Annotated in this window: 10 protein-coding genes; 6 read left to right on the top strand and 4 right to left on the bottom strand. The window is 70.8% G+C overall.

Translation table 11 applies throughout. The features are described 5' to 3' along the window. From GY24_RS15385 to GY24_RS15365, 5 genes are all read left to right on the top strand, one after another. The coding region (locus GY24_RS15385; RefSeq protein WP_133161221.1) for a S9 family peptidase at positions 1-1,442 on the top strand (1,442 nt) is incomplete at its 5' end. A 285-nt stretch (positions 1,443-1,727) separates the two neighbouring features. Further along, positions 1,728-5,393 (top strand): DEAD/DEAH box helicase, encoded by a 3,666-nt coding sequence (locus GY24_RS15380; protein ID WP_233279407.1) that lies wholly within the window; start codon positions 1,728-1,730, stop codon positions 5,391-5,393. Positions 5,394-5,540: 147 nt separating this feature from the next. Continuing rightward, positions 5,541-7,160 (top strand): APC family permease, encoded by a 1,620-nt coding sequence (locus GY24_RS15375; protein ID WP_104477266.1) that lies wholly within the window; start codon positions 5,541-5,543, stop codon positions 7,158-7,160. Positions 7,161-7,229: 69 nt separating this feature from the next. Next, the gene (locus GY24_RS15370) at positions 7,230-7,661 is read left to right on the top strand and encodes a DUF1761 domain-containing protein (protein ID WP_104477264.1); all 432 of its coding nucleotides are present in this window, start codon (positions 7,230-7,232) and stop codon (positions 7,659-7,661) included. A gap of 3 nt (positions 7,662-7,664) precedes the next feature. After that, complete coding sequence (locus GY24_RS15365; protein WP_104477262.1) at positions 7,665-8,591, top strand: fructose-bisphosphatase class II family protein; 927 nt, start codon at positions 7,665-7,667, stop codon at positions 8,589-8,591. A gap of 426 nt (positions 8,592-9,017) precedes the next feature. Here the strand turns inward: GY24_RS15365 and GY24_RS15360 are convergent, their stop codons facing one another. Continuing rightward, the gene (locus GY24_RS15360) at positions 9,018-9,788 is read right to left on the bottom strand and encodes a DarT ssDNA thymidine ADP-ribosyltransferase family protein (RefSeq protein WP_104477260.1); all 771 of its coding nucleotides are present in this window, start codon (positions 9,786-9,788) and stop codon (positions 9,018-9,020) included. A gap of 387 nt (positions 9,789-10,175) precedes the next feature. Here GY24_RS15360 and GY24_RS15355 point away from each other — a divergent pair, with 387 nt between their 5' ends. Continuing rightward, complete coding sequence (locus GY24_RS15355) at positions 10,176-10,460, top strand: GNAT family N-acetyltransferase (RefSeq protein WP_104477258.1); 285 nt, start codon at positions 10,176-10,178, stop codon at positions 10,458-10,460. A gap of 67 nt (positions 10,461-10,527) precedes the next feature. Here GY24_RS15355 and GY24_RS15350 read toward each other — a convergent pair whose 3' ends face one another. From GY24_RS15350 to GY24_RS17740, 3 genes are all read right to left on the bottom strand, one after another. Further along, positions 10,528-11,454, bottom strand: a complete 927-nt coding sequence (locus tag GY24_RS15350) for an LLM class F420-dependent oxidoreductase (RefSeq protein WP_104477256.1) — start codon at positions 11,452-11,454, stop codon at positions 10,528-10,530. A 78-nt stretch (positions 11,455-11,532) separates the two neighbouring features. Further along, entirely contained in the window at positions 11,533-12,102 is a 570-nt protein-coding gene (locus GY24_RS15345) for a hypothetical protein (RefSeq protein ID WP_104477254.1), read from the bottom strand. Positions 12,103-12,221: 119 nt separating this feature from the next. Continuing rightward, positions 12,222-12,407: hypothetical protein (locus GY24_RS17740; protein ID WP_202972966.1), on the bottom strand; the 186-nt coding region annotated here is incomplete at its 5' end.

The following is a 12,407-nucleotide window of genomic DNA, read 5'->3' as shown; positions in this document are numbered from 1 at the left end:
AGGTGTTCCACGAGCCGGACGAGCGCTACTGGGTGGGCGTGGGTGCGACTCGCAGCCGCAAGTACCTCGTGATCGAGCTGGGCTCGAACATCACCAGCGAGACCCGGCTGCTGGAGGCCGGCGACCCCACCGGCGAGTTCGCCGTGGTCTGGCCGCGCGAGGACGGCGTCGAGTACGACGTCGAGCACGTCGTGGTCGGCACGCAGGACCGCCTGCTCATCGTGCACAACCGCGACGCCGTCAACTTCGAGCTGGTCAGCGTCGCGGCATCCGACCCCCTCGGCGAGCGCCGCGTCATCCTGGCGCACAACCCAGAGGTGCGCCTGGAGGGCGTCGAGGCGTTCCGCGACTTCGTGGCGATCGAATACCGCCGCGAGGGGCTGACCCGACTGGCCGTGGCGATGGTGCCCCGCAACGGCGGGCGCTACGAGGACACCCCGCACGAGCTGCACTTCAACGAGGAGCTCTTCGCCGTCGGCCTGGCCGGCAACCCCGAGTGGGGCCAGAAGACGATCCGCCTCGGCTACACCAGCTTCGTCACGCCGTCGACCGTCTACGACTACGTCGTGGAGGAGGACGAGCTACGGATGCTGAAGCAGCAGCCCGTGCTGGGCCGGTTCGACCCGGCGCTCTACACGCAGCGGCGCGAGTGGGCGACGGCCCCCGACGGCACGCGGGTGCCGATCTCGCTGGTGTACCGCACCGACCTCGTGACGCCGGGCGAGCCCGCGCCGACGCTGCTCTACGGCTACGGCTCCTACGAGGCCAGCATGGACCCGAGCTTCGGCATCGCCCGGCTCAGCCTGCTCGACCGCGGCATCGTGTTCGCCATCGCGCACGTGCGCGGCGGCGGCGAGCTCGGCCGGCTTTGGTACGAGAACGGCAAGAAGCTGCACAAGCGCAACACGTTCACCGACTTCATCGCCTGCGCCAAGCACCTGATCGACCGCGACGTCACCGCCAGCGACCGCCTGGTGGCCGAGGGCGGCAGCGCCGGCGGGCTGCTCATGGGCGCCGTGGCGAACCTCGCCCCGCAGCTGTTCTCCGGCATCCTCGCCGAGGTGCCGTTCGTCGACCCGCTCACCTCGATCCTGGACCCCTCGCTGCCGCTCACGGTGATCGAGTGGGACGAGTGGGGCGATCCGCTGCACGACGAGGAGGTCTACTTCTACATGAAGGGCTACTCGCCGCTGGAGAACGTGCACGACACGCACTACCCGCGCATCCTCGCCGTCACGAGCATCAACGACACCCGCGTGCTCTACGTGGAGCCGGCCAAGTGGGTGGCGAAGCTGCGCGAGGTCGGCGCCGACGCGCTGCTCAAGACCGAGATGGCGGCCGGTCACGGCGGCGTCTCCGGCCGGTACAGCGCCTGGCGGGAGCGGGCGTTCAACTACGCCTGGGTGATCGACGCCCTGGGGGCGCACCCCAGCGGAGAGTAAGCGGGTCGGCGGCTCCCCCGTTGGCTCGAGGGAGCGCCAGCGGCCGAAGCCAACCCGCGGCTCCCCGACGACGGGCTGGGAGGCGTTCGGCGGATGCGGAGGCCACTTCCCGCCCGGATCCGCCTCCCAATAACGCTTTCGCCTCCCAATCGTGCGCCGGCGGATCCCGCGGCGGCGACCCGCGTTGGCTCGAGGGAGCGCCAGCGACCGATGCCAACGAGCGCAGCCGTGCGGAGCGGCGCCCGCACGGCGCGTGCTGTCAGCGGGGCGTGACACACTGGGTGCATGCTCGCACCCACGTATCCGCTCGTGGATGTCGGCGACATCATCCGCCTCGTCGGCCGCGGCCTGTACGAGCGCGGGCGGGGGCGTGCCCGCGACGGGTCCGTCAGCGGCGTCGTCTGGCACGAGATGACCGAGACCCTCACCGGCGTGGTGGCGGATGCCGGCGCAGACCCCTTCGAGATCACGGTGCGCATCGAGCCCACGACCCGCGGCTTCGGCACGCCGTTCGCCAGCGGGTGCGGCTGCCCGCTCGGCGGGGACTGCGCGCACGTCGCCGCCGTCATCCTGAACGCCAACGGCGAGGCCGCCCGCCGCAAGACCGCCGAGCCGGCCGAGCGCCCAGAGCCTGTCGCCGACGACGCCTGGTCGAATGCGAGCGCCGGCGCCGACGGCTGGTGGCCGTCCGATGTCGAGCCGACGGACGACTCCGCCGTGGCATCCGACGACGAGCTCCCGCCGTGGGCGAGCACCCCGGACAACCGCGAGGCCGCGGGCGCCCGCTCGCCCGGCATCCCCAACCGGGTCTCCCCGAACTCCCCGCGGCCGCCCGCGCTTCCCGCCTGGAAGCAGGCGCTCGGCCCGATCGCGCAGCCGCCCGGCGACGCGCGCCTCCGCAGTGACGAGGAGGGCTCCCCGACCGGTTCCCGCACCGGAACCGCCCGGGTCGCCGCCGGGCCCACCCGGATGGGCCTGCAGTTCGAGCTGCGCGAGCCGACCCGGCGCTCCTCCACCCCGTGGGGCGCGCAGAGCTGGCGCGGCGGCGCCCGCCCGCCCCGGCCGAGCTTCGGCGGCCCGTCGTCGCGCGGCGCCGCACGCCAGAGCGCCCAGCTCATGGTGCGCCCGGTGCTGCACAACGAGCGCGGCAATTGGGTGCGCAGCGGCATCAGCTGGGGAACGCTCAGCTACCAGTCGAACCGGCTCAACCTCGACACCGCCCAGCACCGCTGGTTCTGCGAGTTCGGCGCCCTCTACCGTGCCTCCCGCTTCACCTACACCGGCGAGGACGCCGACTGGATCATCCTCGACGAGTTCGCCAGCCCGCTGCTCTGGAACCTGCTCGAACGCGCCACCGCGCTGGACATCCCGCTGCTCGGCGCCAGCAAGACCCTGAGCGTTCGGCTCGCCGGGCAGGCCGGCCTGAGCCTGGACGCTACCAAGCCGGATGCCGGCCTGCTGCTCTCCCCCGTGCTGACCGTCGACGGCGCGGCCCACCCCACCGGCCGGGCCGCCGCCATCGGCGAGCACGGTGTGTACCTACGCGAGGTCGTCGAGATCATCGAGCCGGTGCGCTACGGCCGGCGCACCGCCGCGCAAAAGGTGGCCGCCGCCCTCGCCGCCAACGAGAACGCCGCCGGGTCTGCCGCCGACAAGGCCAGCACCCGGCACACGACGATCACGCTGGCCCCGTTGGACGCCCGCCTCACCGCGGAACTGCGCGCCCTCCTCGGCCAGCCGGAGCCGCTCGCCGTCGCGCCGGACGAGGTCGCCGAGTTCCTCGAGGGCTACTACCCGCAGCTGCGGCGGCGCATCGAGGTCACCAGCAGCGATGACTCCGTCGAGCTGCCGGCCCTGCAGCGCCCGACGCTCGTGCTCACGGCCACGTTCCGGCCGAAGCACGTGCTCATGCTGGCGTGGACCTGGGAGTACTTGGACGGCCGCGAGCCCGGCGACGACGCCGACGCCGAGGCCGAGATCGCCGAGCGCCTCTACGACGAGACCCACCAGGAGCCAGAGGACCAGGTCCGCCTGCTGGAGGGCATCGACGCGGCCGAGTTCTGCGCCGGCGTGCTGCCTCGCATCGAGCGCATCGACGGCGTCCGCGTCGACGTGCAGGGCAAACGCCCCGACTACCGCGAGCTCACCGAGGACCCGGAGCTGACCATCAGCACCGTCGAATCCGATCAGACCGACTGGTTCGACCTCGGCGTTGTCGTCACCGTCGGCGGGCGCAAAGTTCCGTTCGGCCCGCTGTTCCAGGCGATGGCGAAAGACCGCAAGAAGCTGCTGCTCATCGACAACAGCTACCTCTCGCTCGAACACCCGGCCCTCGACCGTCTGCGGGTGCTCATCGCCGAGGCCAAGGCGCTCTCCGAGTGGGAGACCGGGCTGCGCATCAGCCGCTACCAGACCAGCCTCTGGGCCGATTTCGAAGACCTCGCCGACCACACCGAGCAGGCGCAGTCGTGGCGGGAGTCCGTCGCCGGGCTGAACGCGATCGACTCCCTCGAGCAGACCCCGGTGCCGGATGCCGTCGCCGCCACGCTCCGGCCCTACCAGCTTGACGGGTACAACTGGCTCGCCTTCCTCTGGCGGCACAGGCTGGGCGGTGTCCTCGCCGACGACATGGGGCTCGGCAAGACGCTGCAGACACTGGCCCTGTTCGCCCACGCCGTCGAGCAGACGCCGGCCGGGCAGCGCCAGCCGTTCCTCGTCGTCGCCCCGACATCCGTCGTCTCCAACTGGGCGGCCGAGGCCGCCCGCTTCACGCCGGGCCTCACCGTGCGCACGGTGAAGACGACGCAGGCTAAAGGCACGCAGACGCTGGCCGAGCTGGTGTCCGGGGCCGACGTGCTGATCACCTCGTACGCGCTGTTCCGCCTCGACGAGGCCGTGTACGGCGCCCTGGACTGGGCCGGGCTCGTGCTGGACGAGGCCCAGTTCGTCAAGAACCACAAAGCCCGCGCGCATCAGGTGGCCAAGGAGTTCGCCGCGCCATTCAAGCTCGCCATCACCGGCACCCCGATGGAGAACAATCTGCTCGAGCTGTGGTCAATGTTCTCGATCACGGCGCCCGGCCTGTTCCCCAGCGCCCGCAAGTTCACCGAGACGTACGTGCGGCGGCTGGAGAAGGGCGTCGACAAGGCGGAGAACCGCGAGCTGCTGGACACGCTGCGCCGCCGCATCCGCCCGCTGATGATGCGCCGCACCAAGGAGCTCGTCGCGCCGGAGCTGCCCGCCAAGCACGAGCAGACGCTCGCCATCGACCTGGAGCCGCGGCACGCCAAGCTGTACGAGACGATGCTGCAGCGCGAGCGGGCGAAGCTGTTCGGCCTGATCGACGACATGAACAAGAACCGGTTCATCGTGTTCCGCTCGCTCACCCTGCTGCGCATGCTCAGCCTGGACGCCTCCCTCGTCGACGACAAGTACGCCCACATCCCCTCCAGCAAGCTGGACGCCCTGCTCGAACAGCTCGAGGACGTCGTCGCCGAGGGGCACCGGGCCCTCGTGTTCAGCCAGTTCACCGGTTTCCTGCAGAAGGCCGCCGCCCGGCTGGAGGAGCGCGGCATCGCGTACGCCTACCTGGACGGCTCGACGACGAGGCGCGACGAGGCGATCGGCGAGTTCAAGCAGGGCGACGCCCCCGTCTTCCTGGTCAGTCTCAAGGCCGGCGGCTTCGGGCTCAACCTCACCGAGGCCGACTACGTGTTTCTGCTCGACCCCTGGTGGAACCCGGCCAGCGAGGCCCAGGCCGTCGACCGCGCGCACCGCATCGGCCAGACGAAGAACGTCATGGTCTACCGGATGGTCGCCACCGGCACTATCGAGGAGAAGGTGATGGCGCTCAAGGAGGCGAAGGCGCGCGTGTTCAGCGCGGTGCTCGACGACGATGCCGCGTTCAGCGCGGCGCTGACGGCCGACGACATCCGGGGCCTGCTGGCCTAGCGGTCGCGCGCCGCTCTCTGTCAAAACTCTCAGGCCGTGCCCGCCTGAACGGGCTTACACTTTCCCCGATCAGATCGCTCTTCGCTGAACGACCGCACTGACCCCGCTGTGCCGCCTCTCGCGACGGCTGCCCGTTGGGAGAGTCTGATGAGTTCACCCGTTCCATCCAGCGGCCCGGACCCCGCGGCATCCGGTTCCCCGCAATCCTCAGCCTCCGCGAACGCCGTCGACAGCAAGGGCTTGAAGGGCGGCGCGCTCGGCCTCGTCTCCAGCGTCGTCATCGGCGTCGCCTCCACCGCCCCGGCGTACAGCCTGGCGGCGAGCGTCGGCTTCATCGTGGCGAGCGGCGGGTCGCTGCTGGCCGGCACCAAGGCGCCCGGCATCGTGCTGCTCGCCTTCGTGCCGATGTACCTGATCGCCGTCGCCTACGCCGAGCTGAACAAGGCGGAGCCCGACTGCGGCACCACCTTCACCTGGGGCACCCGGGCGTTCGGCTCGGTCACCGGTTGGATGGGCGGCTGGGGCATCATCGTCGCCGACGTGATCGTCATGGCGAACCTCGCCGCGATCGCCGGCTCCTACTCCTTCATCTTCCTCGGCGAGCTGGGTGTGTCCGGCGCGGCCGACCTCGCCGACAACGTGCTCTGGTCGACGTTGGCCGGGCTGGCCTGGATCATCGTGATGACCTGGATCTGCTACCGCGGCATCGAGCTGTCCGCCCGTATCCAGGTGGTGCTGCTGAGCATCGAGGTGGTCGTGCTGATCCTGTTCGCCGCCTTCGCGCTCGTGCGGGTGTACACGGGCACCGCGGAGTCGTACTCGCTGGTGCCCTCCCTCGACTGGTTCAACCCCTTCACGCTCGACTTCAGCAGCGTCATCGCCCCGGCCATGCTCACCGCGATCTTCATCTATTGGGGGTGGGACACCGCCGTCTCGGTGAACGAGGAGACCAGCGAGCCCGACAAGACGCCGGGCCGCGCCGCCGTGATCAGCACCCTGCTGCTGCTGGTCACCTATGCGCTCGTCACGACCGCCGCCGTCGCCTTCGCCGGGGTCGGCACCACGGGCATCGGGCTCGGCAACGAGGCCAACGCCAACGACGTGTTCACCGCGATCGGGCCCGCCCTGTTCGGAGACTCGCCGATCGGCACCTTCTGCATGCTGTTGCTGGCGGCCTCGATCCTCACCTCGGCGTCGGCATCCACCCAAACCACGATCCTGCCGACAGCCCGCACCGCCCTGTCGATGGCCGTGTTCAAGGCGATCCCCGAACGATTCGCCCGCATCCACCCGCGCTTCCTCACCCCGACCTGGTCCACGATCGGCATGGGCATCGCCTCCTGCGTGTTCTACGTGGTGTTCACCCTGATCAGCCCCAACCTGTTGAACGCCCTGATCGGGTCGATCGGCCTGATGATCGCCTTCTACTACGGCCTCACCGGCTTCGCGTGCGTCTGGTTCTACCGGCGCACCCTCACCTCCTCGGCGCGCAACATGATCATGCGGGGCATCTTCCCGCTGGTCGGCGGCCTGATCCTGCTCGCCGTGTTCATCTACGGCACGGTGCAGTTCGCGGCCCCCGATTGGCTGACAGATGCCGACGGCAACAACGTCACGATCCTCGGCATCGGCGCCGAGGCCGTCGTCGGCATCGGCGGCCTGCTGATCGGGCTGGTGTTGATGGGCATCTGGTGGGCCAGGCATCCGGACTTCTTCCGCGGGAAGACACTGCCGCGGCGGGCCGCGGAGCGCGAAGTCGCCTCCTAGCCCCCCGCGCCGCAGCAGCCCCGGAGTAGACTTCCAGCACACACTCAGCTTCAACGCTCGGAGGCACGCATGGTTCCCGATATCAACTACTGGGCCGTGCTTCTCGCGACCGCCTCGAGCATGGTGGTTGGCTCCATTTGGTACACCCCGAAGGTGTTCGGCAACTACTGGATGAGGATGGCGAAGGTCACGCCGTCCGGCAACGCCAAGGACGCGCTCTGGCCGATCATCGTCACGCTGATCGTCAGCTTCGTGACCGCCTGGGTACTCGCCGGCGCCGTCTTCATCGCCTGGGACTTCTACGGCGGCAGCTTCCTGCTGAACGCCGTGTTCACGGGCGTCATCCTCTGGGCCGGCTTCACCGCGGCCCGCTTCATCACGCACGACGCCTTCGACGGCCGCCCCTCCGGGCTCACCGTGCTCAACATCGCCCACGAGCTGGTGACCATCGTGATCATGTCGCTCATCATCGGCGTCTGGCCGCCGGCCGGCTCCGTCTAGGCGGTGAGCGGCCCGCACTCCCCCGGATCCACGACGGTCATCGGGGCAGACAACTTCTCCCCCGAGCTGGTGGCCGCGGTCGTCCAGGCGACGGATGCGGCAGCGGCAGCATCCGCGGCGCTCGTCGGCAACGGCGACAAGAACGGCATCGACGCGGCCGCCGTCGCGGCGATGCGCGCGGGGCTGCTCACGGCCCCGTTCGCCGGCACGGTCGTGATCGGCGAGGGCGAGAAGGACGACGCCCCGATGCTGGCCAACGGCGAGCGGCTGGGGCTCGGTTTCGGCGTCGCCCCTTCTGCCCCTGTTTCGGCTGCTGGTTCTGACGTCGCCGACTACCCCGCCTGCGACATCGCCGTCGACCCGCTGGACGGCACCCGGCTGGCCGCCGAGAACCTGCCCGGCGCGGTCTGCGTCATCGCGCTCGCCCCGGCCGGCACCCTGTTCGACCCGCGCGACGTGTTCTACATGGACAAGCTCATCGCCGGGCCCGCCGGCGTCGGCGTGCTCTCGCTCGCGCTGCCCGCCGCCGAGAACGTGCGCAGGCTCGCGGATGCCACCGGCCGCGGCGTCGGAGAACTGACCGTGGCCGTGCTCGACAAGCCGCGGCACGCCGCGCTCATCGCGGAGCTGCGGGCCGCCGGCGTGCAACTGCGCCTGGTCGGGGAGGGCGACATCGGCACGGCGATCGAGGCGGCGACGCCCGGCTCCGGGCTGGACCTCGCCATCGGCGTCGGCGGCACGCCGGAGGGCGTCATCGCTGCCTGCGCGGTGCGCGCGCTCGGAGGCTTCATGGAGGGCCGTCTGGCCCCGCAGGGCGACGAACAGCTGGCGCTGGCTCTCGCCGCCGGGCACGACCTCGACCGGGTGCTCGGCCTCGACGACCTCGTCGCGAGCGAGCGCGTGCTCTTCGTCTCGGCTCCGGTCACCTGAGCGGTCACCGCTGGTTGGGCCTGTCGGCGCGCTCGGCGGTTGGCTTCGGTCGCTGGCGCTCCCTCGAGCCAACGCGGGCGGTGCCCGCTGGTCGAGCAGGCCCGCCCAGGCCGTATCGAGACCCGGCTTCCGCCGGGAAACCGCGCCCCGTACGAGGTCTCGACACGCTCGTTCCTCGCTACTCGACCAGCGGGAACCCGGAGGCTCCCGATGCGGGCCGCATTGGCTTCGGTCGCTGGCGCTCCCTCGAGCCAACGGGGGTGGGCGTGCGCACTAGCCAGCGGGGGGCGGGATGCACGTTGGCTCGAGGGAGCTTGCGACCGAAGCCAACATCCCGAGACGTCGGCAGGTTCTGCCACCGGCTCCCCGCCAACGCAGAAGACCCGTCCTCTGTCGAGGGCGGGTCTTCTGCGTAACGGGCCGAGGTTACTCGGCGATGTCCTCGGTGGCCTGGAACCACGGCGGGTACACGGCGACCTTGGTCTTGTGGCCGGCGTCGGCGAGGATGCCGCGCACGGTCGCCCGCACCTTGTCGTTGGCGACACCGATGAGCGAGATCTGCTCGAACGGGAACGTGTCGGCGACGAGCACCTCGGCGCCCAAGATGGCGTCGGACTCGTCGTCGGCGCGCAGGCGCTTCAGCATGCGCTCGGCCTCTGACTTGTCGGTGGCGAAGCTCGTGAGCAGGCCGACGGCGTCGCCGTCGGAGACGGCGAATCCGCCGAGGCTGCCGTCGACGGCATCCGTCACATCGGCGTCAGCGGCAGCAGCCGCCTGCGCCGTGGCCGCCTCGAAGGCGTGCTTGACGGTGCTGACCAGCAGCACGAACTCGGAGGCCGCGTAGCCGAGCGCCTCGAGCGTGAGGCGCGGGTCGTCGTGGCCGGCACGAATGCTGTTCCAGACGTGCGCGTTCGGGGAGAGGTAGAACGGCACGTAGTCGGCGACGACGCGGGGGCCGATGTCCTCGCTGAGCACGCGCTCGTCGACGGTCTTGTTGCGGCGCGCCTCGCGCACACCGGCGGAGGACACGTTCACCGGCGGCTTGGCGTAGTCGGCGAAGAGCTGGCCGGCCTTCAGGATGCTGCCCAGGTTGTCAACGTGGGTGACGTGGTAGATGCGCAGTTCGGCGACCTTGGTCGGGGCAGCCTCGACCTTGAGCGTCACGGGCGCGGCGCCCCGGGTCGTGGGCTTGGCCATCGGGGCCTCCCGCAGCGAAGCTGGCTTCACCCGGGCCACGCGCTTGACCGGGGCCGTGAGCGGCTCCGTGACAGGCGGGGGAAAGCACTGCGCGCAGAGGCCGTCATCGAAACCATGGATACATTCGTCGCTCAAGGCAACCCTTCCGTCTGTGTTGCACTCGCCCACCCCGAGCAGTTCAGCAGGCAAAAACTCGCCGCCCACTCGCACGGCGTTAAGTGCCAACCCTCTAGAGTACGCCGGATCGGACCTGCTCACGTACCACTCAAATTGGCACCCGCCCGGCCGCACCGCGCCCGGCGCCCCACCCGCCGGCCGAAAGGCGCGAGCGGGCACGACTCGCGGCCGAGCGGCCCCCTCCCCCGAACGGCCAACTAGTCTGGGGTCATGGCCCACACTTTTTCGAATGAGACGGATGCCAGCCGCTACGCCATGCACGATGGCGCGACGCTGATCGGCGTGCTGGACTACGCGGCGAACGATTCCGAGATCGCGCTGACCCGCGCCTTCACCCCGCCGCCGTTCCGCGGCAAGGGCTACGCGGCCGACCTCATGGAGTTCGCCGTGAATGACATCGAGGCGTCCAGCACCCTGCGTGTCGTGCCGAGCTGCTGGTACGCCGCCCAGTGGTTCGAGCGCAACCCCGACCGGGCGGGCCTGCTCAGCCGCTAGGCGTTCGGGGTTCCGCACTGAAGGCTTCGGGCGTTGGTGCTCGCTCTAACCACCGGGAAGTGGCGCGTTAGGCGAAGGCGGGCGCCACCTCGGCGGCGATCAGCTCCAGGTGGTCGAGGTCCTGCATGTCCATGATCTGCAGGTAGACGGTCTCGACGCCGATGTCGGCGAGCGCGCCGAGCTTGTCGACGGCCTCCTGCACGGTGCCGCCGAGCGACTCGGCGCGGAACTCGGCCGGGTCCTCCCCGATCGCAGCAGCGCGGCGGCGGTACTCGGCCTCGCTCGCGCCGATGGCGGTGGTGATCGCGGTCGAGTAGAGCATCGAACCCGCGTCGCGCCCGGCCTCGTCGACCGCCGCGCGCACCCGGGCGAAGGCGGCATCCGTCTCGGCGATCGGGCTGAACGGCACGTTGTACTCGTCGGCGAAGCGGGCGGCCAGGCGCGGTGTGCGCGCCGCCCCGGTGCCGCCGACGATAATCGGGATGTGCTGTTGGGCCGGCTTGGGCAGGGCCGGGGAGTCGCGCAGCGTGTAGTGCTCGCCGGTGAAATCGAACCGCTCGCCGAGCGGGGTGTTCCACAGGCCGGTGATCACCTCGAGCTGTTCCTCGAGCAGGCCGAAGCGCTGCTTCGGGAACGGCACACCGTAGGCGGCGTGCTCGGCCGCATACCAACCGGTGCCGAGCGCGAACTCGACCCGGCCGCCGGACATCTGGTCGACCTGCGCCACCTGCACGGCGAGCAGGCCCGGGTGGCGGAACGTCGCCGAGCTGACCAGGGTGCCGAGCCGGATGCCGCTGGTCTCGCGGGCCAGGGCCGCCAGCGTCAGCCAGGCATCGGTCGGGCCGGGCAGCCCGCCGTTCGGGGCGTCCATCTCGAGGAAGTGGTCGCTGCGGAAGAAGGCGTCGAAGCCGAGACGCTCTGTCGCCTGCGCGATGGCGAGCTGGTCGTCGTAGCTGGCGCCCTGCTGGGGCTCGGTGAAGATCCGGAACTTCATGGCCCCACTCTGCCAGCAGATCCGCGCCTCCCGTCCGAACCGCGCCGTCCGAACCGCGCCGGGCGACGCCGCGCCGGTTCAGCCGGACGCCCGCCGCTCGCTCAGGGAGATGGCGAGGCTGCCCGCCAGCCGCGAGAGCGCCAGCAGCCGCGGCTCGGTCAGCTGCTCCCGGGCCGCAGCCTCCAGCTCCGCCCAGAGTTCGATCGGGATCCAGAACGGCACACCGGCCCCGCCGGCGGAAGCCCGCGCCAACGCCGCCTCACCGCTGGCGCGCAGCTCGCTGAACGGGCGCGGAATCGGCGCCCCACATGCCGCGGCCTCGGCGACCGCCTCGCGGGCGCGGTTGCGGATGCCGGCCAGAGCCGCGGTCTGCTCGTCGGCGAACCAGCAGAGCTCGGGCAACTCGTCGACGCTGCCACGGAACGCGCGGTCCGGGCCCGCCCACACCACGCTGTAGTTGTACTGCTCGCTGGGGTCGGCGGCCCCGAGCGAGTCCACCTGCAGGCGGGCGATCAGCGAGCTGAGCGCCGCGGCGGTGCGCTTGTCGCGGGCGGCGGTGGTCAGGCGCTGGGTGCGCACCGTGGTGCCAGCGGCCGCACGGCTCTCGAGGGGAGTTGGTCGCAGTGCGTCGGATTCGTGTGCTCTCATTCCCTCATCCTGCGCCGCTGAGAAGCGGGCCGCCCGACCCCTTCCCCAGCTGTGGAGAACGTCGGAGCAGTCGGTGCTTGTGCGCAACAGGGCGCCGCACGCCACATCCTCGGCGGCGGCTAGCGCAAGGCGGTCGGTGCGGCGTTCTGGGCGAGCCATTCCATCAGCCTGGGCATTGCCCGCAGGGCAACCAGGGCATGGCCGGTGTCCGGGATGACGATGGACTCGACGTCGGCCCCCAGCGCCTTCTGCGCCGTGACGAACTCGGCGGTCAGCGCGGGCCTCACCAGGGTGTCGCTCGCCCC

Source organism: Microterricola pindariensis (assembly GCF_002936985.1).
In the GTDB taxonomy this organism is placed as follows: Bacteria; Actinomycetota; Actinomycetes; order Actinomycetales; family Microbacteriaceae; genus Microterricola; species Microterricola pindariensis.
This window is presented reverse-complemented; position numbering and strand designations above follow the sequence as displayed.